Annotated in this window: 15 protein-coding genes; 8 read left to right on the top strand and 7 right to left on the bottom strand. The window is 53.7% G+C overall.

Annotated features, from left to right (window positions below; genetic code table 11):
* Positions 1-131: 131 nt before the first annotated feature.
* Entirely contained in the window at positions 132-3425 is a 3294-nt protein-coding gene (locus ACQE32_RS02055) for a hypothetical protein (protein WP_427021258.1), read from the bottom strand.
* Between the two features lie 985 nt (positions 3426-4410).
* On the opposite strand from ACQE32_RS02055, the gene ACQE32_RS02050 reads away from it, so the two are divergent.
* From ACQE32_RS02050 to rcsB, 3 genes are read left to right on the top strand one after another with little or no spacing between them, the layout of a single operon-like run.
* The gene (locus ACQE32_RS02050; RefSeq protein ID WP_426971928.1) at positions 4411-5565 is read left to right on the top strand and encodes an MFS transporter; all 1155 of its coding nucleotides are present in this window, start codon (positions 4411-4413) and stop codon (positions 5563-5565) included.
* A 23-nt stretch (positions 5566-5588) separates the two neighbouring features.
* Positions 5589-8246, top strand: a complete 2658-nt coding sequence (gene rcsD / locus ACQE32_RS02045) for a phosphotransferase RcsD (protein ID WP_426980756.1) — start codon at positions 5589-5591, stop codon at positions 8244-8246.
* Position 8247: 1 nt separating this feature from the next.
* Positions 8248-8901: a response regulator transcription factor RcsB gene (gene rcsB, locus ACQE32_RS02040; RefSeq protein WP_085071058.1), complete on the top strand. Its 654-nt coding sequence runs from the start codon at positions 8248-8250 to the stop codon at positions 8899-8901.
* A 175-nt stretch (positions 8902-9076) separates the two neighbouring features.
* Here rcsB and rcsC read toward each other — a convergent pair whose 3' ends face one another.
* Together rcsC and gyrA are read right to left on the bottom strand one after the other, a co-directional pair.
* Entirely contained in the window at positions 9077-11929 is a 2853-nt protein-coding gene (rcsC, locus tag ACQE32_RS02035) for a two-component system sensor histidine kinase RcsC (protein ID WP_426971926.1), read from the bottom strand.
* A 495-nt stretch (positions 11930-12424) separates the two neighbouring features.
* Positions 12425-15061 carry a DNA topoisomerase (ATP-hydrolyzing) subunit A gene (gene gyrA / locus ACQE32_RS02030; protein WP_426971925.1) on the bottom strand — a complete coding sequence of 879 codons (2637 nt, stop codon included), beginning with the start codon at positions 15059-15061 and terminating at the stop codon, positions 12425-12427.
* A gap of 174 nt (positions 15062-15235) precedes the next feature.
* On the opposite strand from gyrA, the gene ubiG reads away from it, so the two are divergent.
* Positions 15236-15958, top strand: a complete 723-nt coding sequence (ubiG, locus tag ACQE32_RS02025) for a bifunctional 2-polyprenyl-6-hydroxyphenol methylase/3-demethylubiquinol 3-O-methyltransferase UbiG (protein ID WP_427021257.1) — start codon at positions 15236-15238, stop codon at positions 15956-15958.
* Positions 15959-16028: 70 nt separating this feature from the next.
* Here the strand turns inward: ubiG and ACQE32_RS02020 are convergent, their stop codons facing one another.
* On the bottom strand, positions 16029-16949 hold the full coding sequence (locus tag ACQE32_RS02020; protein ID WP_427021256.1) for a LysR substrate-binding domain-containing protein: 921 nt from the start codon (positions 16947-16949) through the stop codon (positions 16029-16031).
* 357 nt (positions 16950-17306) lie between these two features.
* Between ACQE32_RS02020 and ACQE32_RS02015 the strand changes: the two genes are divergently transcribed.
* The 4 genes from ACQE32_RS02015 to ACQE32_RS02000 are packed head-to-tail and all read left to right on the top strand — an operon-like array spanning position 17307 to position 21282.
* Positions 17307-18635 carry an MFS transporter gene (locus ACQE32_RS02015; RefSeq protein ID WP_427021255.1) on the top strand — a complete coding sequence of 443 codons (1329 nt, stop codon included), beginning with the start codon at positions 17307-17309 and terminating at the stop codon, positions 18633-18635.
* A 35-nt stretch (positions 18636-18670) separates the two neighbouring features.
* Positions 18671-19420 (top strand): SDR family NAD(P)-dependent oxidoreductase, encoded by a 750-nt coding sequence (locus ACQE32_RS02010; protein WP_426971921.1) that lies wholly within the window; start codon positions 18671-18673, stop codon positions 19418-19420.
* Between the two features lie 21 nt (positions 19421-19441).
* A complete protein-coding gene (locus tag ACQE32_RS02005) occupies positions 19442-20284 on the top strand; it encodes a transketolase (protein ID WP_426971919.1) in 843 nt (280 codons plus the stop codon).
* Positions 20284-21282, top strand: a complete 999-nt coding sequence (locus tag ACQE32_RS02000) for a transketolase family protein (RefSeq protein ID WP_250650421.1) — start codon at positions 20284-20286, stop codon at positions 21280-21282. Before ACQE32_RS02005 ends, ACQE32_RS02000 begins: the two co-directional genes overlap by 1 nt.
* A 49-nt stretch (positions 21283-21331) precedes the next feature.
* Here the strand turns inward: ACQE32_RS02000 and ACQE32_RS01995 are convergent, their stop codons facing one another.
* From ACQE32_RS01995 to ACQE32_RS01985, 3 genes are all read right to left on the bottom strand, one after another.
* Positions 21332-22012, bottom strand: a complete 681-nt coding sequence (locus ACQE32_RS01995) for an oligogalacturonate-specific porin KdgM family protein (RefSeq protein WP_426971916.1) — start codon at positions 22010-22012, stop codon at positions 21332-21334.
* A 59-nt stretch (positions 22013-22071) separates the two neighbouring features.
* A complete protein-coding gene (locus ACQE32_RS01990; RefSeq protein WP_427021254.1) occupies positions 22072-24123 on the bottom strand; it encodes a right-handed parallel beta-helix repeat-containing protein in 2052 nt (683 codons plus the stop codon).
* A 74-nt stretch (positions 24124-24197) separates the two neighbouring features.
* Entirely contained in the window at positions 24198-25775 is a 1578-nt protein-coding gene (locus tag ACQE32_RS01985; protein ID WP_427021253.1) for an MFS transporter, read from the bottom strand.
* Between the last annotated feature and the right edge of the window lie 25 nt (positions 25776-25800).

Raw genomic sequence — 25800 nt, 5'->3', positions numbered from 1 at the left:
GTATAAATCACATTCTCACTAACAGGTATAAAGGCGCCTGCTAAAGGACAAAGGCAGCACAAGGCCGCCTAAGTCATTAAAAAACAACTTTGTAACATTGCTTGAATATTAAAATGAACTAAACATTGTTATCAGACTACCGGCTGTAAATGCTGCTGTTGCAGCAGCTCGGCCAGCGCATTTTCCGTCGTCGGCGCATGGTGAGCGGCATCCTCGCTTTGCGTCGCGCTGTAGCCGACAGCGGTCACGCCGTGCCACATATCCGCCGGAGCGGGCGGCAGCGCCGTTTCCTCATTATGGCCTAAGATTTCTGCGCCAGCGGTTGCCTTTGCCACGCCCACGCCCTGTGCGGCGGTTTCGCCGTCAGCGACTGACTGCGCCGTTTGCCCGTCATACGCAGACGCTTCCACATGAGCTGCTGGCTTCGCCGATTCCACGCCGTGCACAGACGTTTCGGCGCCGGTGGTTGCCTGCGTATCTGTTCTGGTCTGGGCGTCAGCATCGGTGGCGGTTAAGCGATCCACCAGCGCGGCAAGCGAGGGCTGGCTGGCGCTGTGCAGACCGAGCGACGCCGTATCCAGCGGCTGGGCGCCATCGTCAACGCCCACGGTTTCCGTGGCGGTCAACGTTGCCGCGTGCATGGCCAGCGCGTCGGAGGCGTCATGACTCTGCGTCGACTGAACATCGCTAAAGGTCACCGCGCCATCGGCATCCACGGTAATAATCTTCGCCTGCACCTGGGTCACATTCGAACCGCTCCAGCTCAGCCAGTCGCTCATCATGGCGACGACGGTATAACTGCCGGGCTTAAGCGCCTCTACGTCGCTAGCGGGCACAGTGACCTGCCAGTGGTTATCGTAGCCCTGCCCATCTTTGCCCGCCTCAACGACAGAGGTGTAGGTTTTGCCGTTCAGCGTAACGTACACCGTTGAGCCAATGCCCAGTCCCTCGCCGGAGGAGCGGGAGGAACTGATAATCAGATCGCTATGCTTTTCCGCGCCGCTGAGATGGTTGTCGCCGCTGATCGGATCAAATTCAAACGTCATGGGATAATGATAGGGATAGCTGCCCGCCGCCGTTTTAATCGCGCGCGTAGCGGCAAACTGATTGCCGTCCTGATCCTGGTAGCTGATGGTAATATGGGTCGTGGTGCCGTTTTTGACGCTAAACAGATCGGGAACATTGACGCTCCAGACGCCCTCGCTGGTAACGGTGCCGAAAAACACCTTGTCCCCGGCGGTCAATTTCACCGTACTGTCCGCCGGAATGCCGGTGGCATGGCCGGTAATATAGAAAGGCGCCGCGATTTCACCGCCATCCACGTTGTTGTCGCCGGAAATCGTATCGATGGTTAACACCGGCGTTTCGTTACCTTCGCCGTTATGGTTCAGCGTCAGGGTTTTCGCCACCTGCGCCACTTCCTTCGCCCCACCGTAGAACACGGTGGCGATCAGCGTAATCTGGCCGTCCGGCAGCGCCTGTACATCTTCCTTCGGCACGGTAATCACCCAGCGGCTGTCGGTGGTGGTTTTGGTGCTGTAGGTGTGGCCGTTCAGCATCACCTGCACCTCATGTCCGCTGTCGATATAGCGGCCCCAGCCGGAAATCAGCAGTTCGCCGCCGCGCTCGACGGCGCTCAGCACGTCATCGCCGGTGACTTTATTCACCGCCAGCGTCGGTACCTTATTGCTGCTGTTGGTCAACGTAAACTGCGTGCTGACGTGATGATCCACGCCCGCGCTGTCGGTATGATCGGCGGTGACCGTCACTTTGCCGCCGGGAATGGCAGCGATATCGCTTTCCGGCACGGTGACGGCCCACATACCGTCGTTACCCAGCGTACCGCTGTAGGTTTTCCCATGCAGAGTGATCAACACGGTGTCGCCTGGCATTCCCTGATACGCGTAGCCGGAAATGACCGTAGCGTTGCCGTGCTCATTATTCGTGATGGCGTTGTTGACTGAGATCGGATTAAACGCCAGATCAGGGTCCATTACGGTAAAAGTCTTGGTCTGGGTGCTGTTCACGCTTTCGCCCGTGTTCAGCGTAGCGTTAATCGAGGCGATCACCGTATAGCTGCCGGGCGGCAGCGCCTGTACATCCCTGGCGGGCACGGTAATCTGCCAGTGGTTATCATAATTGCCGCCTTCCACCACGCCGGTATAGGTTTTGCCGTTAAGCGTGACGTAAACTGTCTCGCCGAAGCCAAGGTTTTCACCGGAGAATTTCGAGCCGGTGATAATCAGATCGCTGTGCCCTTCCTGCGCATCGACCTTGCCGTCAATGCTGATGGTATCGATCTGAAACGCCATCGGATATTTATAAGGGTAGCTTGAAGGCACCAGATGGATTTCGCGGCTGGCGGCCACCTCATTGCCGACGCTGTCCTGCCAGCTGACGACCGCATGGGTGGAATTGGCGTTTTTGGCGTTATACAGCTGTCCAACTTTGACGCTCCAGACGCCGTCGCTGGTCACTTCGCCATAAAAGACTTTATCCGCAATGGTCAGCTTAATGCGACTGCCTGCCGGAATGTTGCTGGCATGGCCGGTAAGGAAAGTTGTGGCGCCGATTTCATAGAGGCTAATGGTGTCATCTGCGGATACGGTATCAATCTCCAGCGACGGCGACGCCTTGCCCGCGCCCTCGTTATTCAGCGTCAGGGTTTTCGCCACCTCTGCGACGCGCGCCTCATGGCCGAGCGAAGCCAGCAGCGTAATCTTTCCTTCCGGCAGCGCCTGCACATCTTCCTGCGGCACGCTGATGGTCCAGCGGCTGTCTTTGGTGGTGGTGGCGTGATACTGATGGCCGTTCAGCGTTACCGTGACCTCATACCCTTCGCCGATATTGCGGCCCCAACCGGAAATCAGCAGATCGCCGCCGCGTTCGATGGCGCTCAGCACATCGTCGCCGGTCACCTTGTTAAGAAACAGCGTCGGCACTGACGGACTTGCGGTGCCCGCCAGCAGGTTAATCTGGCTGGTGGCCTCGTGCGCCACGCCCGTACTGTCGATATGAGAGGCGTTAACGGTCACTTTGCCGTTGGGGATTTGCGCGATATCGCTTTCCGGCACGGTAACGTACCACATCGCATCATTGCCCAGCGTGCCGCTGTAGCTTTTGCCATGCAGGGTGACGGTAACGGTGTCGCCTGGATTGCCCTGGCGCACATAGCCGGACACCACGGTGGCGTTGCCATGCTCGTAATAGCCGATGGTGTTATCGATGGAGATCGGGTTGATGGTGATCGTCTCGTCCGCTGCCGCCGCGCGCGTCGGGGCGTCAGCCTGTTGATGGCTGGATAAGGATGTCGTCGCCACGCGCGGCGAGGCGGTATCCGTTTCAGCCGCGAGACTGGTCACCAGGGTAGCGTCAGAAAAAGGAAGCGCAGCGGCAAGCCGCTGACGATCGATGGTGTTGGCCATAATAAATCTCCTGTGGCGCCAGATGAAAAATTGCCGTGGACAGACGCACCCCGCGGCCGGGATGAATGCACAGCTTTATTTATCCTTTCAAAACCTGAAAGGGAGGGTTGGCGCGCACCAGAGCTGAATCAGCCCAATAACCAGGCAATGAAACATTATCTAAAAACGGTTTGTTACCGTCATGTGCGACCAGATATAAAGAAAACAGGTAAGAACAGCATCTTTATCAATTTATCTTATCGATTAATAAAATTAATCGATGGCACCAAAATGGGGCAGCGCAATTTTACTTTTATTACATGCGTGCTGGCTAATCCCTTGATATCACGCTGTCTGCACGCGAAGCGCCGCTGTCCTTGTTAAGCTGAGGTGCCGCTTAACACTGTGCCGCCTTTGACTGTTACGCAGCGGGAATATTTAGGAATTAACCTAGGGGCTAAAATGTAGTTTCTGGCGTAGCCGACTACCTCAATCAGCGCTTCCCGCGCTCTTTAGCTGTAGGTGAAAAATGCGGCGACGCTGAATAAATCGGCAACGTCGTGTGAAATAAGCGGGCTTCGTTGGGCGACCGGTAAAAAACGGGGCGCGTCGGCCCCGTTGTTGAGTACAAGCGCAGCCTGAGGAAAGCGATCGTGTCTGTATGCGGCAAATCCTGCGACAGGGGGAACACTGCTACAATCTGCCGTCTGGGGTTCTGCTACCCTCGGCGCAGTTTTCCTTCATCTTTAACAGGTGTTTTCGCAGAAATGCCATTATCCTTAATTTGACTTATGGCAAAGTGACGCGCCTGATTTTGCCACTTTTAGCCAGGAACTTTCCTGAAAAAGCGCTCCGGCGGCGAAAACTGATTAACAACCTCCATTTTATCGTTTAATAACCTTGCTGGCGCAGAATAGCTGTAGCCGCCATCTCCCGATGAAACGCTGCTCTGCCGGTTGATTTTGTGTTAAAAAGGAACCCCTTTGCGCATCATGGATACTGACCAATGACCTCAGCGGATGTTGAACAGACACGGAAAAGCCAGCCGACCGTGCAGCTGGCCACGCGGATCATTTTTCTGATTGCGGGCATCGGCGTTTCAACCTGGGCACCGCTGGTGCCATTTGCCAAATCGCGCCTGGACGTTAGCGATGCGGCACTGGGCGGCCTGCTGCTGTTTCTCGGCCTTGGCTCGTTGATCGCCATGCCGCTGACCGGATCGCTGGTGGGCAAACAGGGCTGCAAGCGCGTGATCGTCTGCTCATCCCTGATTGTGATGCTGATGTTGCCTTTTATGGCGACGCTCTCCTCTCCCGTCACGCTGGCGCTGGCGCTGATGCTGTTCGGTGCCGCAATAGGCACCCTGGACGTAGCGATGAATATTCAGGCTGTAGAAGTTGAGAAAGCAGCTGAGCGCACCATGATGTCCGGTTTTCACGGTTTTTATAGCATCGGCGGGATCGCAGGCGCGGGGCTGGTCAGCGCGCTGCTGTGGCTGGGATTGTCGCCGCTACAGGCGGTGCTGGCGATGCTGCTGTTGCTGCTTCTGCTACTGCTGGCCAGCCAGCGCGGGATGCTGACGGAACGGATGCATCAGCAGGATACCCCCTTGTTTGTGGTGCCGCGCGGCTGGGTGCTGTTCCTCGGTGTGCTCTGTTTTATTCTGTTTCTTACCGAAGGCGCAGTGCTGGACTGGAGCGCCCTGCTGCTGACGCAGGAACGCAAAATGCCCGCCGCACAGGCCGGGCTGGGCTACGCGGTCTTTTCCATCGCCATGAGTATTGGTCGTTTGACCGGCGACCGGATCGTTAACCGCTTCAGTAATCGTCTGGTACTGGCGGGCGGCTGTCTTTGCGCCGCGCTGGGCGTGCTGCTGCTGATTAGCGTTGATAACGTGACAATTGCGCTGCTGTCGTTTTTACTGATTGGCTTTGGCGCGGCTAATACGGTACCGATCCTGTTCAGCGCCGCCGGGCGTCAAACTGTGATGCCGGTAAATATGGCGGTTTCCGCCATGACAACCATCGGTTATGCCGGTATTCTGGCAGGTCCGGCGTTAATCGGTTTTGTGGCTCACGGCTTTGGCCTGGTGACCGCGTTTGCTGCCATCGTGGTTCTTTTGGTGGCAGTTGCTGCCAGCGCACGGCTGGTAACACGTTAAATGGTCAGGTACCCCCTTTCATCATGATGTACAAGTTTCCTTTATCTTCCAGCAACGTTACGCGTTTTTTCGTGATGTTTATTCTGCTGCTGTTGCTGGCGCTGGGCTTTATGGTCCATAACGCGGTTAATACCTGGCTGATGGAAAAACGCTATGCCATGGCGGATATTACCCGCTCGGTGCAAAAACGCATCGATACCTATCGCTTTGCGACCTGGCAGATTTATGAGAACCTGGCGGCCAGCGCGGCCGGAAGTACTCCCTCTGCCAGCCTGCAGGAAACCCGGCTGCGTCCTGACGTCTACTATCTGGAAAAGATGCGGCGTAAAACCGAGGCGCTGATCTTCGGCTCGCACGACAGCAGCACGCTGGATATGACGCTGCGCATGTCGAATTACCTGGATACCCTTTGGGGTGCGGAAAACAGCACCTGGTCGATGTATTTTCTTAATGGGCAGGATAATAGCCTGATTTTGATCTCTACCCTGCCGCTGAAAGATATGGCGACGCGCTATAAAGAGAGCGCCATCAGCAATATCGTTGATGCGCGGCGTGCAGAGATGCTGCAGCAGGCTAACGCGCTGGATGAGCGCGAAAGCTTCTCGCCGCTGCGCCGTTTCGCCTGGCAAAACGATCACTATTTTACCGTGCGCACTACCTTTAATCAGCCCGGCCATCTGGCTACCGTGGTTGCGTTCGATATGCCGATTAACGATCTTATCCCGCATAATATGCCGCTGGAAAATTTCCAGCTTAAGCAGGATGTCGTTCTGAGCAGCAGCACGGATAACGAAGATGAGTTACAAAATACCCGCATCACGCTCAATAATCCCAACATAGAGATTGCAGCTTCGCTGCCCAGCACGCCGCAGCAGCTGATTTATCGCATCCCGCTGAGTACGCTTGCTTTAGATACGCTGCGCAATTTGATGTGGCCGCTGATGGCCAACCTGCTGTTGCTGTTAATGTCGCTGGCCGGCTTATTTTTGCTACGCCAACAGTCGCTGCGTCCGGGAGAAAATCAGAGCGCCGAGCTGGATGCGCTGCGTATGCTTAACGAGGAGATCGTCAGCAGCCTGCCGGTTGGCCTGCTGGTTTATGACTTCGCCAGCAATCGCACCATTATCAGCAACAAAATCGCCGAACACCTGCTGCCGCATCTAAACCTGCAGAAGATCGTTAATATGTCCGATCAGCATCAGGGCGTGCTGCAGGCGACGGTTAATAACGAAGTGTATGAGATTCGCCATGCCCGCAGCCATCATTCGCCACATACGCAGCTGTTTCTGATGCGCGATCAGGATCGCGAGCTGCTGGTGAATAAAAAATTGCAGAAGGCGCAGCAGGTGCTGGATCGTAATCATCAACTGCGTCAACAGCTGATGCAGAATCTTGGACATGCGCTGCATCGTCCGCTGCAGCAGGTTGTGGCTCAGTTGCAAACGCTCAGCGAAACCAGCGACGATGACCATGCGCACGACGCGCTGGAAAATAGCCAGGCGCTGGCCCGTCTGGTGGATGATATTGTGCTGCTGAACCGACTGGAAACCCATGACTGGGCTCCGGATGCTGCCTCATTTAATCTGCAATCTCTGCTGGATGAACTGACGCTGGAACTGCTGCCGCTGTCACGCCGTAAAGGATTGACGCTGCTGGTACGCAACCACCTTAACAGCGATGAGATGCGCTTTGGCGATAGTCGCGCTATTTATAAGGTGCTGGCCACCCTGCTTCACTATTCGCTTACCACCACCAGCTGGGGCAAGATAACGCTGGAGGTCGAGTCCCCTGCCGATCGTCCCGATCGTTTGAATATTCAGATTGTGGATACCGGCGCGGGTCTGACGCGCGATGAACTGGGCAATAATGATTTCCCGTTCCTTGGTGAAACCACTGAGGATCGTTTTGGGCAGGCTTCCGGCCTCGCCTTTTTCCTGTGCCGTCAGCTGTGCAAACAGATGGGCGGTCATCTGGAGATTCTGGCCCGGCCAGATATCGGCACGCGCTACAGCATTTTGTTGCATGTGCCGCCGGAACATCAACAGCAGCAGGAAGAGAAGCTGCTGGAAGATGTCATTATGCTTATCGACATCGCAGTCGATGACATTCGCAAAATCGTCACCCATCAGTTAGAAAACTGGGGTGCGAAGTGCATTACGCCGGATGAACGTTTTGCCGGCCAAACGCACGATATCCTGATCACTGACGATCCGGCGCGGCTTTCCGGCTGGTCGTTGTTGCTGACGGATAATGAACTGGGCTTTACCGTCCTGAATGAACAGCAGTATCGGGTTAACTTTAACCTGAGTAGCGCGTTGCAGGATGCGCTGTTACAGCTAATTGAGAAACAGCTATCTCAGGATATGTCGCCTGCCGGAGAAGATGAAGAAGAGGAAGCCGTTCCGCTTATCAGCGGGGGGTACTACCAGCTATTTGTCGAGACAGTACCGGAAGATGTACAGAGACTGTATACTGAGGCGTCGAACAGGGATTACGCGACGCTTGCTCAGACAGCGCATCGCCTGAAAGGGGTATTTGCCATGCTTAATCTGGTACCCGGCAAGGAGCTTTGTGAACAGCTGGAACAGCACATTAAAGCGAGTGACGATTTAAACATCAAAAATACCACCAGTGACATTGACGCTTACGTCAATCAACTGCTGCAGCAAGGTAACCAATAAGATGAATAATTTGAACGTAATTATTGCCGATGACCATCCAATTGTTCTGTTTGGCATTCGTAAATCTCTTGAACAGATTGAATGGGTCAACGTAGTTGGTGAGTTTGAAGACTCGACAGCATTGATTAACAGCCTTTCCAAACTGGACGCCAACGTCCTGATCACCGATCTCTCCATGCCTGGCGAAAAATATGGCGACGGCATTACGCTGATCAAATATATCAAACGTCACTATCCGGATCTGTCGATTATCGTTCTGACCATGAACAATAACCCGGCAATTCTCAGCGCCGTGCTGGACCTGGATATCGAAGGCATCGTACTGAAACAGGGTGCGCCGACCGACCTGCCGAAAGCGCTGGCAGCACTGCAGAAAGGGAAGAAATATACCCCGGAAAGCGTGGCCAAGCTGCTGGAGAAAATCAGCGCCGGCGGCTACGGTGACAAACGCCTGTCGCCGAAAGAGAGTGAAGTATTGCGCCTGTTCGCTGAAGGCTTCCTGGTGACCGAGATCGCCAAGAAGCTGAACCGCAGTATCAAAACCATCAGCAGCCAGAAAAAATCAGCAATGATGAAACTGGGCGTTGATAACGATATTGCGCTGCTGAACTATCTCTCTTCGGTCAGCACTACCGCCCCGATGGACAAAGAGTAAGCCGCCATAACGCGTCACGGAAGACGCGTTATGAATGAAGCTCTGCTACCGTCATGGTAAACATCAACAGCGTTTCCTGTTTATTGGCTGCGTTACCAGGGCCAACGATTCGTACATGGCGCAAATCAGCAAGTGAATCCATTCCGTCATTTTTACATTGCGAATGCCTCACGACCTATACGCCGCGCACTTTTCTGACGCGCTCGGCATAAATCGCCAGCGAGGTTTTTAACGTATCGAGCGTAACTGGCTTCGATAAACAGTTATCCATGCCCGCCTCCATACAGCGCTGCTTCTCTTCCGCCAGCGCGTTGGCGGTAACGCCAATAATCGGGAACGTTTGTCCCAGCTGGCGTAAGCGCTGCGTCAGACGATAACCATCCATATTCGGCATATTGACGTCGGTCAGCACAATATCGATTTCGCTGCGGCTAATCACATTAAGCGCATCCACGCCGTCCTGCGCCGTTTTCACCCGATAGCCCAGCGAACTAAGCTGATCGGAAAGCAGCATACGGTTGATAGGATGGTCGTCCACCACCAGAATCAGGATATCGTGATTATCCACGCCTGGCTGCTCCGGCACCGGCAACGATGCCAGACCATCCGGCACTTCAACCAGCACGCTGTAAATTTTGCCCAGCAACGCTGGCAGTTCATGCGGCATCGCGGTGCTGTGGATCCAGCGTCCGGGTTTGACCTCATACGGCACGTCAATGTGCGCGCCGTCAAACAGGATGATCGCGCGCACCGGCTGTTCTGGCTGGAAGTCGTAATCAGTAATAATCACATCATCCGCCCGCCATTGCTGGTCGTTAAGGCGCTTCACCTGAATCCCGTGCGCCTGCAACAGCCGCGTCATAAAGGCAGCCAGGGCATCGTTACGCAGCGCCAGCCAGATCTGCTTATCTTCCAGACCTTCATGCAACACCGGCGCCATCACCTGACTGTTGTAGAGCGGGATACGCACAATAAACTGACTGCCCATGCCCGGTTCAGATTCCACTTCAATGTCGCCATCCATCATATTGATCAGCTTTTCACAGATTGCCAGCCCAAGGCCGGTTCCCTGAAAATTACGCTGCACCCCGGTTCCCACCTGAAAGAACGGATCGAACAGCCGGGTGATCTCTTTGTTGGCGATGCCGACACCGGTATCACGTACGCGCACCGCCAGGTAACCCTCGCGAACATAGGCATGGAGAATAATGCAGCCGGTATGGGTAAATTTAATGGCGTTGTTGAGCAGGTTGGAAATCACCTGCTGCAGGCGCATCGGATCGCCATCCAGCGCAACCGGCACGTCATATTCAATAAAGCAGTAAAGCGTCAGACGCTTTTTCACCACCAACGATAAATAGTTGGCGGTGATATGCGTAATGATCTCACGTGGCGCAAAAGGACGCGGCTCGATTTGCAGCTGTTCCGACTCAATTTTAGAGAAGTCGAGGATGTCGCTAATGATTTTCAGCAGCAGGCTGGAGGAGTTGTTCATCGCTGTCACCAGCGAATCCACCCCTTTCGGCAGCTGTTTGGTTTGCAGCAGATCCAGATTGCCGATAATCCCATACAGCGGCGTACGCAGCTCATGGCTGACGGTTGCCAGGAACATTGATTTAGACTGACTGGCCTGCTCGGCCGCCTGCGCCATCTCCTGCAGCGACTCTTCCATTTTCACGCGCGCGCTAACGTCCACCAGCACGCAAATCGCTACGTTTTCATTACGATAGCGTGAATGCACGAAACTGATCTGCAGATTGGTATTGCTGCCGGTGAGCAGATCGACAAAGTTAACCTGCTGGCCGCTGATGATTTCCGTTAGCTTCTGGCGATCTTCCTGCGTCAGCATGGTGAGATAGTTATGTGCCAGCTCATTACTCAGAATATTGGTGCCATCACGGGTGCGCAGAATACAGATGCCAACCGGCGCAGAAGCCACAATTTTCCGGTTAAACTGCTCATGCTCTTCCAGCCGGTGCGCATTTTCCTCTGCCGGCAGGAACATCCGGCGTTCAAACAGCCAGGCCAGGGTAAAGAGAATAACCGCGCTGATCAAATTCAACAGGATGGCATTAATCATTAACAGCTTAAGCCGATCCACCAGCACATCGGTCGGCACTGAATAGATAATGCTTAAATTAGAAGGATGCAGAGTCTTCTTCAGCACCAGCTGTTTATAGTTATCAACATAGCCAAACCAGGCTTTCTTATCAGGCACCTCATCAAGCGAGAACGCGACGCGTCCCCGGTTGGAGGAGAGCACCGGCTGATTGGCCTCATTCACCAGCGTGGCGGTGACCGGCAGGCTGCCCGGCGTGACAAAATCATCCAGACGGATATTTTGCTCAATGCCCAGCAGCGCCTCCAGCTTGTTGGCGATATAAATGGGCGTAATCATATAGAAATAGCCGACGCCAGGCTGCCCGTTATTGCTTACCCAATAGAGGCTGCTTTTGCGCTCGTCCGTGCTGCTGTTGCGATAGCGCAAAATGCGCTCGTTCAGGGTTTTTACCGTGCGCTCGCGATCCACCGAACCGTTGCCGATACCAAAATCGGCCATACACAGCCCTTCGCCGCCGATAAAAAACACCCGGTTCAGCTCATAGGCGGAGGCGAAATTGGTTTTCCAGTAGTTCAGAAAATAGCTGAGTGATTCCAGCGAGCTGCGCCAGGTGTTGCTCATGGCGGAACAGTTTGAATTGGCGACCAGCGGAGAAAACTGCGGCAGCGTGACTTTGCCAGGAAAAACGCCGTTCAGCACGTCTGTGCCGTTGGCGCTGTTGTTCAGTCGGTTCTCGGCAATATATTTTAGCTGGCGAGTAATATCAGCGGAGTGACGCACGTACCACTGCGCCTGGTCATAGTTAAGCGTAAACTCCTGACGCACCTGCGCTTCTTGCTCATGCAAAATGCTGATAACGTAGAACGCCGTTAACAGCGCCCCCAGCGACCAGAGCATCAGCGCCAGCGCGCGAAACAGGTAGCGGGAAATCCTTAGCGTTGTGCGAAACGAAACGAGATATTTCAAGGGAAAGCCCCGGCGCAACCGCCGACAATAATTAAAATTTTTTGATCCCGCTACAGTAGCGGCAGATGGCGAAAAAAGCCAGACGTTAGCCGCATTCCGCCTCGCTGTTCAGACTAAATATCCTCTCTCATCGCGTATCGCCATCGCATAACCGGCAATCGCAACCTGATTCACCGATTTACTGGCCGCCTTAGGCTCGCTTACAGGGCGGTGCCGATCTCATAACCAACGGCACTTCTCGCCTCTTCCTCTCATATTTTTACGTGGCGAACGCACCCAGCTCTTGCAGCGTCTCTGCCAATAGTGTGAGTCCGGCTGCCTGACTATTTCAGAAAGATTGCCTGAAAACTTTTACGTCTTTGAGCCGTATCCGGCCAGGATTGAAGGCGAAAAAAACGGGCCAGCAGCTGCCTGGCCCGTTATATGTAGCGCTTGCTGTGATAATTTTTATCGCGTGATGGATTAACCCACTACGACAAAACAGCAAGCGGGCGATTACTCTTCTTCGCCGTCCGGAATATCATCATCATTTTCTACTTCCGGGGCGATATCGTCCTCCCCTTCAGCGACGCTGCCATCGATGGCATCCAGCTCTTCTTCTTCCACTGGCTCAGCAACGCGCTGCAGGCCAACCACGTTTTCATCCGCTGCGGTACGGATCAGGATCACGCCCTGGGTGTTACGACCAACAATGCTGACTTCCGATACGCGGGTGCGCACCAGGGTTCCGGCATCGGTGATCATCATGATCTGATCGCTGTCTTCGACCTGCACCGCGCCGATAACCGGCCCGTTGCGATCGGTGACTTTGATCGAGATAACGCCCTGCGTCGCACGCGATTTGGTCGGGTATTCGCTGTTTGCGGTGCGTTTACCGTAGCCGTTCTGCGTTACCGTCAGAATTGCGCCCTCTTCACGCGGCACAATCAGCGAGACCACGCGATCCCCTTCCGCCAGCTTGATGCCGCGGACGCCGGAAGCGGTACGGCCCATGGCGCGCACGGCCTGCTCGGAGAAGCGCACCACTTTACCGGCGGCAGAGAACAGCATCGCTTCGTTGCTGCCATCGGTCAGCGCCACGCCGATCAGCTCATCATCTTCACGCAGGTTGACGGCGATAATACCGGCGCTGCGCGGACGGCTGAACTCGGTCAGCGAGGTTTTCTTCACGGTGCCGCTGGCGGTCGCCATAAAGATATTGGTGCCTTCGGTATATTCACGCACCGGCAGAATGGCGGTAATACGCTCGTTGGCTTCCAGCGGCAGCAGGTTGACGATAGGACGTCCACGTGCGCCACGGCTCGCTTCCGGCAGCTGATAGACTTTCATCCAGTAGAGTCGGCCACGGCTGGAGAAGCAGAGAATGGTATCGTGGGTATTCGCCACCAGCAGGCGATCGATAAAGTCCTCTTCCTTGATACGTGCTGCCGATTTACCTTTGCCGCCGCGACGCTGTGCTTCGTAATCGGAAAGCGGCTGATACTTCACGTAGCCCTGATGTGACAGGGTAACCACGACATCTTCCTGATTGATCAGATCTTCGATATTAATATCGGCGCTGTTCGCAGTGATTTCGGTACGACGCTGGTCACCAAACTGATCGCGAATGGCTTCCAGCTCTTCACGGATCACTTCCATCAGGCGATCGGCGCTTTCCAGAATATGGATCAGCTCGGCAATCTGTTCCAGCAGCTCTTTGTATTCGTCCAGCAGCTTCTCATGTTCCAGACCGGTCAGCTTCTGCAGACGTAAATCCAGAATAGCCTGCGCCTGCTGCTCGGTCAGATAGTAGCGACCATCGCGAATACCAAACTGCTCTTCCAGCCACTCCGGACGTGCAGCATTATCGCCCGCACGCTCCAGCATGGCGGAAACATGACCCAGCTCCCACGCCTGCGCAATCAGCCCGGCTTTCGCTTCGGCCGGCGTTGGCGCACGGCGGATAAGCTCAATAATCGGATCGATATTCGCCAGCGCAATCGCCAGACCTTCAAGGATATGCGCGCGGTCGCGAGCCTTACGCAGTTCGAAAATGGTACGACGCGTGACGACTTCACGGCGATGACGCACGAAAGCCTGAAGAATATCCTTCAGCGCCATAATTTTCGGCTGGCCCTGATGCAGCGCCACCATATTGATGCCGAAAGAGACCTGCAGCTGCGTCAGCGAATAGAGGTTATTCAACACCACTTCCGCTACCGCATCGCGCTTCACCTCAACCACGATACGCATACCGTCTTTGTCAGACTCGTCACGCAGCGCGCTGATGCCTTCGATACGCTTGTCTTTCACCAGTTCAGCGATTTTCTCGATCAGGCGCGCTTTGTTGACCTGATAGGGAATTTCGTGAATCACGATGGTTTCACGTCCGGTTTTGGCATCGGTTTCCACCTCACCACGGGCGCGGATATAGATTTTGCCGCGACCGGTGCGATAGGCTTCTTCGATACCGCGACGACCGTTGATGATGGCGGCAGTAGGGAAATCCGGTCCCGGGATATGCTCCATCAGCCCTTCGACGCTGATATTTTCATCGTCGATGTAGGCCAGACAGCCGTTAATCACTTCGGTAAGGTTGTGCGGCGGAATGTTAGTCGCCATACCAACCGCGATACCGGAAGACCCGTTGACCAGCAGGTTAGGTACTTTGGTGGGCAACACTTCCGGAATCTGTTCAGTGCCGTCGTAGTTCGGCACAAAATCCACGGTCTCTTTATCCAGATCCGCCAACAGTTCGTGGGCGATTTTTGACATGCGCACTTCGGTGTAACGCATCGCTGCGGCGGAGTCGCCGTCAATGGAACCGAAGTTGCCCTGCCCATCCACCAGCATATAACGCAGCGAAAACGGCTGTGCCATACGCACAATGGTGTCATAAACGGCAGAGTCGCCGTGCGGGTGATATTTACCGATGACGTCGCCAACGACACGGGCAGATTTTTTGTAAGGTTTGTTCCAGTCGTTCCCCAGCACGCTCATGGCAAAAAGCACGCGGCGATGGACAGGTTTCAGGCCATCGCGAACATCTGGTAATGCACGGCCAACGATGACCGACATGGCGTAATCGAGGTAAGAGCTCTTCAGTTCTTCTTCGATATTAACCGGTGTGATTTCTCTGGCAAGGTCGCTCATGGAGCCGCTATCCCTCTACATTTATCCCGGATTTAAAGGTGCGAAAGTATATCACATTGCAACCTGTCGGTGAACGGAAAGCAGCGTTTTAAGCGCGCTTTCCCCTTTGGCGTGCCGTGCTGATTGCTGCGAGAAGATGTATACTCCGGGAAACTTTGTCAGGAGTAGAAAAAGATGAATGCGAGAGCGCAGATGAACAATGTGGATCAGGCTGAAATCGCCAAATTTGAAGCGGTGGCATCACGCTGGTGGGATCTGGAGGGTGAATTTAAGCCACTGCACCGCATTAATCCGCTGCGCCTTGGCTATATTGCCCAGCACGCGGGCGGCCTGTTCGGCAAAAAAGTGCTGGATGTGGGCTGCGGCGGCGGTATTCTCGCTGAAAGCATGGCGCGTGAAGGTGCGCAGGTGACCGGCCTGGATATGGGTGCGGAGCCGCTGGAAGTTGCGCGTCTGCATGCGCTGGAGAGCGGCGTAAAGGTCGATTACATACAGCAGACGGTGGAAGATCACGCAGACCAGTATGCTGGCAGCTATGATGTGGTTACCTGTATGGAGATGCTGGAGCATGTGCCAGATCCGCGCTCGGTGGTGCTGGCCTGCGCTCAGCTGGTCAAACCGGGCGGCGACGTATTTTTCTCTACCATTAACCGCAATGCAAAATCCTGGCTGATGGCGGTGGTTGGCGCGGAGTATGTGCTGCGCATGGTGCCGCGCGGCACGCATGATGCGAAGAAATTTATTCGCCCAGCGGAGCTGCTGCACTGGGTAGATGAAACCCCACTGCGCGAAAAACACATTATCGGCCTGCACTACAATCCGCTGCGTGACAGCTTCCGTCTTGCCCCTGGCGTTGACGTCAACTACATGCTGCATACGCGCCACGGCGAGAACTGATCGGCCATTTGGCCGGAGACAGGCCAGCGTAAACGGGCGCTCCCCCGCGCCCGGTTAGCCGCCCGCACGGCTACAGGTGAAAACCGCTGGCCTGCAGCTCATGCTCCAGCCAGCCCAGAAAACGTTGCATTTTTTCCTTTTTTTCACTGACGTGCGGGTACACTAAATGATGCGCACTTACCGGCATGGCGAAGCTGTCGTTAAATACCGGTTTCAGCTTCCCAGCCTGAATATATTCCTGCGCCAGCAGATCGCTCTCCAGAATAAATCCCATATTCATGCAGGCCGCTTCAAAACTCATATAGGAGCGGTCGAAGCTAAAGACAAAATTTTTATTTTTATATTCTACGCCATGCCATGAAAACCAGACGTCCCAGCCAATTAAGGTGATTTCCGAATTAATTAACTCGTTAACAACCAGCTGTTCGGGGTGCGTTATCGGATGACGTGCCAGATATTCTGGCGAGGCCAACACCACCATTTTTTCATTTTTAATGGTTTTGACATTAAGCGTTGGCCATTCGGCCAGCCCGTGACGAATATCAATATCCAGGTTATCGCGCGCAAACTGCAGGTTTTCATAGGAACAGGTCAAGTTGAGCTGAATATCAGGATGCGCCTGCCTGAACTTGTCCAGACGCTTCATCAGCCAGAGCAGCCCAAAGCTGGGCGAAGAGTGAACCCGCAGGTGCTCATGATGAATATCATGAATGGCCTTTTCCGTGGCCCGCCCGATAAGGGTCAGCGGCCCGGCAATCTCTTTCAAATAGACCTCTCCCGTGAGCGTCAACACCACGCCTTTGCCGTTGCGGGTAAACAACTTCTTGCCTAAAAAACTTTCCAGCGCGGCGATCTGATGGCTGACAGCAGAGGCGGTAACGTTTAAATTTTCTGCTGCGCTATTCAGGCTCCCGGTATTGGCGACCTCAATAAAAGCCAGGATATTCTTTAATGAAGGTAACGGCAGAATATTCTTTTTGCTGACGGTCACGTTATGCTCCTGAAGATCATCATTTGCGCAATGGGAAATTTTATCGTGCAACGGCTCGTTAAACAATAAACAGACCCCATTTTACTCACTGACCCCGTTGTTTTTTCTGGCTGACAAATGTGACAACGTTTGCAATTATCTATTTTTACTGTTGACTTACCTCAGGAATTCTCTGCTAAAAATTCGACGTTCCTTTATGACTTCTCTCACGAATCAAATTTTTCTCATCCACAAATGAAGTTTTTTAACTTCCCATTTAATTTTTAATGCATATAGTCAACCTATCTTATTTAATCGAGCTCTATAAAAAATGCATTTAAAACTATTTCCGACGCCATTTATTTAAGAGGCTACCCTATGTTAAAAACAGACGCTGTGCCGTTGACGCAAAGTCGGCAGACACGTTACCGCTTTATTGTGCTTGCGCTGATATTTATTGTCTATGCCGTTAATTATGCAGACAGAACCAATATTGGCGCAGTGCTGCCTTTTATTATCGAAGAATTCCACATTAATAATTTCGAGGCTGGCGCAATTGCCAGTATGTTTTTCCTGGGTTACGCCATAAGCCAGATTCCCGCCGGTTTTTTTATGGCGAAAAAAGGCATTCGCGGCGTCGTAGCGCTATCAATTTTTGGCTTTTCATTTTTTACCTGGCTGATGGGCACCGCTTCATCGGTATTGGCATTAAAATGGATCCGGCTGGGCCTGGGCCTGAGCGAAGGCCCCTGTCCGGTTGGCCTCGCCTCTACCATTAATAACTGGTTTCCCGCCAAAGAGAAGGCTACGGCTACCGGCGTGTTTATTGCCGCCACGATGTTTGCGCCGATTATTGTGCCGCCACTGGCAGTCTGGATTGCGCTCGATTACGGCTGGCGCTGGGTATTTTTCTCTTTCGCTATTCCTGGTATGTTTATCGCTGTTGCCTGGTATCTGCTGGTGAAAACCCGGCCGGAGGAGAGCCGTTTTGTTTCACAGGGCGAGCTGGATATTATCCATGCGGATAACCAACAAGGTAATCAGGCGCGAACGAACTTAGTTATGCATCCTAAATTCGCCTTACTCGATCGCCTTATTCGGGTAAAAAAACTGGAGCCGATTAGCCGCGCTAAAGATCTGTTCAAATCTAAAAATATCATCGGTGATTTCCTCGCTTATTTTATGATGGTCAGCGTGCTTTATGGGTTACTGACCTGGATACCGCTCTACTTAGTACAGGAAAAAGGCTTTACCTTCCTAAATATGGGTTTTGTCGCCACCATGCCCTGCCTGGGCGGATTAATTGGTGCCATCGGCGGCGGATATATTTCTGACAAACTACTGGGAAAACGCCGTAAACCCACCATGATGTTCACCGCTATTACCACCGTTATTATGATGCTGGTGATGCTGCGTATTTCCGGTGATACCTTCACTATTTGCCTCGGCCTGTTTTTTGTCGGGCTGTGCCTTAATATCGGCTGGCCTGCGTTTACCGCCTACGGCATGGCGGTTGCCGACAGTAAAACTTACCCCATCGCCGCCTCCATTATTAACAGCGGCGGTAATTTAGGCGGTTTTGTTTCTCCTATGGTGGCCGGATTTTTACTGGATAAAACCGGCAGCTTCAATGCGGTATTCACTTATTTCGGTATCTGTGCAGCGATAGGGCTGGTGCTTATTTGCCTGCTGGATGAGCCGGAATAACTCACGCGTTATTACGCTTCTGAATGGAGTTAATTATGTTATTACAAGATAAAGTCGCCGTGATTACCGGCGCGGCCTCGGTACGCGGTCTGGGTTTTGCCACCGCCAAACTTTTTGCCAGCCAGGGCGCAAAAGTGGTGATTATCGATCTCGACGCTGAAGCCAGCGCAACGGCAGCCCGGCAGTTGGGTGCTGGTCATCTTGGCCTTGCCGCCAACGTTGCCTGCGAGCAGCAGGTTAACGCGGCAATTGAGCAGGTGCTGGGTGCTTATGGCCGTATTGACATACTGGTCAATAACGCCGGGATCACGCAGCCGATTAAGTTAATGGATATCAAGCGCGAGAACTACGACGCGGTGCTGGACGTCAGCCTGCGCGGTACGCTGCTGATGTCGCAGGCGGTGATCCCCACTATGCGTAGCCAGCAATCAGGCAGCATTGTGTGTATCTCTTCCGTTTCCGCTCAGCGCGGTGGCGGTATTTTCGGTGGGCCGCACTATAGCGCCGCTAAAGCGGGCGTGCTGGGGCTGATGAAAGCAATGGCGCGCGAACTGGGGCCAGATAATATTCGCGTTAACGCCATCACGCCCGGCCTGATCCAAACCGATATCACCGCTGGCAAACTTTCCGATGAGATGCGCCAGTCAATTCTGGCTGGTATTCCTCTGAACCGCCTTGGCGAAGCGGCAGATATCGCTGGCGCAGCGCTGTTCCTCGCCAGTCCCCTTTCCGCTTACTCCACCGGTATCACGCTCGACGTGAACGGCGGAATGCTGATCCATTAATACACCGCAGGGGAATTCACTATGTCACAAACTGAACTACAAAAAGTTGCTGCGGCGGCGTGGCGTATTCGCCGCTATGCCCTGCGCATGGGTGAAGTACAGGGTCAGGGCTATATTGGCCAGGCGCTGGGCATTGCAGACGTACTGGCAACCGCTTTCTGTCACACCATGAATATTCGACCTCAGGAGCCTGAGTGGGAAGGCCGCGATCGCTTTCTGCTCTCGCACGGACATTACGCTATCGCCTATTACGCCGCGCTGATCGAAGCAGGCATCATCCCTGAAAGCGAGCTGGAAACCTATGGCTCGGACGACAGCCGTCTGCCGATGTCCGGCATGGCGACCTATACGCCCGGCATGGAGATCTCCGGCGGCTCGTTGGGACAGGGATTAAGCATTGCCGTTGGCATGGCGCTGGGCCTGAAACAGAAACAGAATCCTGCTCTGGTCATCAATTCCATGTCCGATGGCGAACTGGATGAAGGTTCGACCTGGGAAGCGGCGATGTCCGCAGCGCATTATCAGCTCTCTAATCTGATTAACGTGATTGATGTCAATCGTCAGCAGGCGGACGGCAACTCACAAAAAATCCTCGGTTTTGAGCCGCTGCAGGATAAGTGGGCATCTTTCGGCTGGTATGTACAACGCGTAGATGGCAACGATCTGAAACAGGTCATCACCGCGTTTGATAACGCAAAAAATCATTCTGAAGCCGTGCCACGCGTCATTATCTGCGACACCCTGATGGGCAAAGGCGTGCCTTTCCTTGAGGCACGCGACAAAAATCACTTTATCCGCGTTGATGCTGACGAATGGCAAAAAGCGCTGGCCATATTAGATACGCAACCACAAGGAGTCGCATAATGTCGCAAACGTCAACCAAACCCCGTTTGACCACCTCTGCGATGATCGCCTCTATCGCGGATGAAGGCCAGGAAACCCGTTCAGCGCCTTTTGGTCACGCGCTGGTCGAACTGGCGCGCCAGCGTCAGGATATCGTTGGAATGACAGCGGACCTGGCGAAATATACCGATTTGCATATTTTCGCTCAGGCCTTTCCGACGCGCTTCTTTCAAATGGGCATGGCCGAGCAGCTATTGATGGGCGCGGCGGGTGGCATGGCGAAAGAGGGCTTTGTGCCGTTCGTTACGACTTATGCGGTCTTTGCGACGCGTCGCGCCTACGATTTTATTCATCAGGTGATTGCCGAAGAGCATCTTAATGTCAAAATCGCCGCTGCCCTGCCTGGCCTGACCACCGGCTACGGACCCAGCCATCAGGCCACCGAAGATATGGCGATTATGCGCGGCGTGCCCGGCATGACCATCATTGATCCCTGCGATGCGCTGGACATAGAGCAGGCGGTGCCAGCTATGGCTGCGCATAATGGGCCGGTTTATCTGCGGCTGCTGCGCGGTAAGGTGCCGGTAGTGCTGGATAAATATGATTATCAGTTTGAAATAGGCAAAGCCAGGCTGCTGGAAGAGGGTCGCGATGTATTGCTGATTACCTCCGGCATTATGACGATGCGCGCGCTGGCGGTAGCGGAGCAACTGCGCAAAGAGAATATCAGCGTGGCAGTGCTGCATTCGCCGACCATCAAGCCGCTGGATGAAGAAACGATCCTGGCGCAGGCGGCTAAGCCAGGACGCCTGGTGATGACTGCCGAAAACCACAGCGCCGTCGGCGGGCTCAGCGAAGCGGTCGCCTCATTGCTGCTGCGTAAAGGCGTCCATGCGGACTTCGATACCATCAACCTGCCCGATGCGTTTCTGGACGCCGGTGCCCTGCCAACGCTGCACGATCGCTATGGCATCTCCACGGCGGCGATGATCGCGAAGATCAAAGCTCGACTGGGTTAAGCATACGCCGTCGGGTTGCCCGACGGCGCTTTCACGGTTTCTCGCTGCATCAGAACTTATATTGCAGACCAATACGCAGTCGCGTCTGGCGTTCATCGGTGGTTTTACGCACGCTGATATCACCGACCTCAATATAAGGCGCCCAGCTTTTATTAAATTTCCATAATGCCTTTATGTTTTGCTCGTAGTCCCATTTTTTATTATTAAAACGGATCTGATCGCTGTGTTTGTAGATATAGTTATATTCCACTTTCCAGTCAGTAAAGTCGTAACCTAACCATATTTCACCGCGGTTGGTTTTCATATCCTCTTTATCAGTCTCGCTCTCACGGGTGTATTCATAGCGGTAGCGGCCGTTAATATAGATACCGTTAGCAAACGCATAGCCGGTCATTAAAAAGGGCTTATAAATACTCCTTTCTTCCGAAGATTCCAGGGTAAAGCCCGGCTGTACAAACCACTCTTTGATCGGACGATACTGATAGTTGAGCGTACTTTCAGTGCCGTTACTCACCATATCGCGAAAGGCTTTGTTTTTATTATCGCCTCCCGATCTCCACTTTGCTTCCAGGCCAAAGCCAATACCATTATCAAAGCGATGCGATACGGCGATGCGATCCTTATGGGCTTTGCTGTCATCCAGCCATTCATGACGTACATCGATAGTTACCGCCGCGGTCTGTGTTGAAGCCAGCAGTAATCCGCAGCACATTAAAGTCTGTTTATTCATTGCTTGATCCCATCAGTATTGATACAGAGGTTTTTTATTATTTTATTAAGTTCGAGGCGTTATTTTTCGCTTAATAAAAAATCATTATCTTTTTCAATGCTTCCTGTTACCACATCGGCATATTTCACTGCATTATTTCGCAGTGACAGATTTCCGGCGAACTGACCCTGTTTTTTGGGTTGCGTATAAGGTCCGGCGCGGAAGATAAAATTAAAACGATGGTTATCTACGGCGATATTATTTTTCACCACCAGCATGCCAGGATTAAAATTGTCGGTGAATCCATCCATGCCATTTTCTATCGCTACGCTGTTGGTTATGCGATGCGCAACCGGGATCCCTTCACCGCCGAGCTTGAAACCATTATTGGTATTGCGTAACGCCACGCTATGCTCAATGCTGACCGCGCCGTTGGCACCATCTTCAATCTTGTTGAACAGATCAAAACCGTCATCAGCATTATCATGCGCAAAGCAGGCTACCAGCCGGTTTCCCTCACCCACACGCATTTTTACCGCAAATCCATCCGCATTGATGCGGCCAGCATCCTGATTTCCCCAGGATTCTGCGTGAGCAATCAGGTTATGACTGGCCCACAACGCCCTCCCCACACCTGGCGGCGAGGCGACCCAAATCCCGGTATCATCCGCATGATGGGCGATAACCTGACGGATCTGATTATGGCTGCCGGATATATTGAAACTCTTGTCGGTTACCTCGATATGTTCAATATCCCAATAGCTGGCCGGGAGATTTAATCCATGAAAAACCACCTTTCCTGTCAGCGGCCTGAGCTTTTTAAGTTGATCCCTGCTGCCGCTGCTGGCTGCTGCCAGCGTCGTTAATGGGTAGTCGCCCGGTGCCAGCCATAGCGTACCGCCGGGTGATAACAGTGCTGCCGCCGTCGCGACATCAAGCGGGTGCTGCTGGCTGCCGTCATTCTGCGCGTTACCCTGCGGGGAAGCGTAGAGGCGGCTGGCATCCGCAACGTGCTGCCGCGTAACGGTCAGATTATCCTGCACTACCTCGCCATGCCGGGTTTCCAGCCGGTAATCGATACGGGTGGCGTTGGCACTAAGCGACAGCGGCAGGCTCACCATTTCTCCCGCTTTTAGCGGGCGATCCTGCAGATGCACAATGCCATTACTGCTTACCGTTAACTGCCCGTCATCGCTGCTACGCAGCTGAAACTGATAGCGCGCGGTGGCAGAAACAGCCGCTGAGGCTATTTCAACGCTTACCGGCGGTTGTGGACTGACAAACGGCTGATGCGTCTGGGCCCGATGCTCGCTAAGCGTCAGGCTGGCGCTGTGTACGGTAATGCGGGCGTTACGTGAGGCGAAAAAGCCCACATAATAGGCGTCTGGCTCCAGTACCCTTATCCGCTCCGCATCTCCCGTCTGTTGGCTTTGCCAGTTATCACTGCCTGCTGGTGCCCATGCGGCGCTAAAGCCGGTATCAGTGCGTGCCAGACGCAGTCGAAAACGCGGCGTCTGGCTGAGATCGATCCTGGGCTGGTAAGACTGACGTTTGATCTCTACGCCGGTATTGCCCCACGGCTGGGTGACGCCATTACGGGAAATGAGCGTCGCCTCTACCTGGTGATGCGAACGCTTTTGGGCAGCAACGATCGCATTCATCACCATATTGGCGGCGGCGGGAAACTCTTCGTAACCAGCCTGTACCGGATCGCGGCGTGCTTTGCCGAGCGTATCCCGCACCAGCAGTCCTGCCCCCTCCTGACCCGCCGGTAACGCGCCGTTTTCGGGTCCGAACTGGTCAACGCTGATTTCAGCTTCCAGCTGCATGTTGGCGCTGGCTGGCAGGCGGGTATAATAGAAGGTCAATCCATCATGGCTGTTGCCAATTTTACCGCCGCGACTTTCCAGGATAGCGGGCAAATGCAATCTTTCGCCTTTTGCGCCTGCGCGGCTGCCATCGGCAAAGCTCACCTGATTCAGGCCCACCTTTTCCGGCAGAACATTGGTGGCGAAATTAACGTCGGTTGACTGACCAAAGGTAATCGCGTGCCACTCCAGCGAAGCGGTTTGCGGCAAAGCTGCGGCCGCGCCATTGCTGGCAATAACTAACCATAAACAAGCTTTGTACATTTTGTTTCCTTGAGGCGCAGGTATCCTGGCCCACCCGAAGGATGGGCCTTAAAAGCCATTTAACGTGGGGGTTTTTATGCCTGAGGGGCCTGTTTCGGCTCCGGCGTATTCTCCGTGACCAGCGGGGCCAGTTTCATTTTCTGGCAGATAGCGCTACGGCCCCAGCACTGCTCATAGGGATAGCCTACCAGCGCCTCGATAACTTCCCGTACTTCCGGTTTGATATCGCTCTGTGCGCCGCCAGCTTTAATGCGCGCCACCTCTTCCAGCACCACCAGATGCGTTTTACGGTTGAGTAGCATCTGTCGGCTGAAAATAATGGCGATAAGAGCCAGGCCAATCACACCGCCGAAGAAGACCCAGGAAATGGCATGCATCGCCGTTTCTGGCTGGGTATGAGATTTAGACTGGAAGCCGTAATAGCTAAGGATTGCCCCCATCACAAACACAATAATTGAGCGCATGATTTTACCGGAGAAGGTCATTGCCCCGGCGTAAATGCCTTCACGACGGCGGCCGGTAAAGACCTCGTCGACATCCGCCAGGAAGGTATACACCGTCCACGGAATGTAATAGACGCCGCCGGTGCCGAGGCCGAAAATAACGGTGATCGCAATGATAGCCACGGTCGCAGTTTGCGGCGGCAGGTTGAAAAAGTGCAGCAGGGAATAGCAGCAGACAGCGAAAATCACAATGCTCAGCGCCCAGATATAAGGCTTACTGAAACCGCGCTTCACGCAGAGCGCGATAAAAATCGCCGTGGAACAGAGCTGCAAAATGGCGTTCAGGCTGTTCAGCCCGGCAAGGATAGCCGGATCGTACAGCAGCACAAACACCACATAATAGGTAAATACCGAAGCGAACAGCCACTCCGCGCCAAAGCCGAACAGGTACATGCCTAAATGTTTGCGGAATACGCGCAGATAGAAAGTGGACTGCATATCACGCGCCAGCGCGGTCAGGGTTTTCCAGAGAGACTGCTTCTGGCGTAACTCTTTTATGCCGTTGTCTTTGCGCTCCCAGCTAAACCAATAAAGCAGGCCCACCGCAATAAACAGAATAGCGCCGTAGGTAATACCGGTATAAAGAAACGGCTGCGCCGATTCTTTGCCATACAGCAGAATAAACTGGCCCGGAATTAACGCCGCGAGGAAATTAGCAATCTTACCAAAGATGGCTTTATAACCGGTGAGCTTGGAGCGCAGGGTAAAGTCATCCGTCATTTCGGTAGCCAGCGTTTCATAGGGCACCATGACGGAGGTATAAATCAGCTCAAAAATAACGTAGGTGGTCAGGTAATACCAAAAGCCAAAGCCTTCAACCCACAGCAGCGGATAAAACACCATCAGCGGCGCGCCGATTAACAGAAAAAAGCGCCGACGGCCAAACCGCTTACCGAGCCAGGTATTACCAAAGTTATCGGTGAGATAGCCCATTATGGGGTTACTGATGGCATCAATAATGCTGGCGACGGAAAAAATAAACGAGGCCTCCAGCAAAGAGAGCCCGCAAAAGGTGGTGTAAAAATAGAGTAGCCAGGCGCCCGCGATGGCTAAAGCTCCACTGCCCAGCAGATTTCCGCCGCCGTAGGCCAGTTGATGACCCAGCGTGATTTTCTTATTGGTTCCCAGAGGTATTGATTTTCTTATCATGATATGTCGGCCTTTATATTATTAA

It is taken from the genome of Pantoea sp. FN0302, from assembly GCF_050113775.1.
Taxonomy (GTDB): Bacteria; Pseudomonadota; Gammaproteobacteria; order Enterobacterales; family Enterobacteriaceae; genus Mixta; species Mixta alhagi.
The sequence above is the reverse complement of the archived record's forward strand: the minus strand, read 5'-3'. Positions and strand labels throughout refer to the sequence as shown.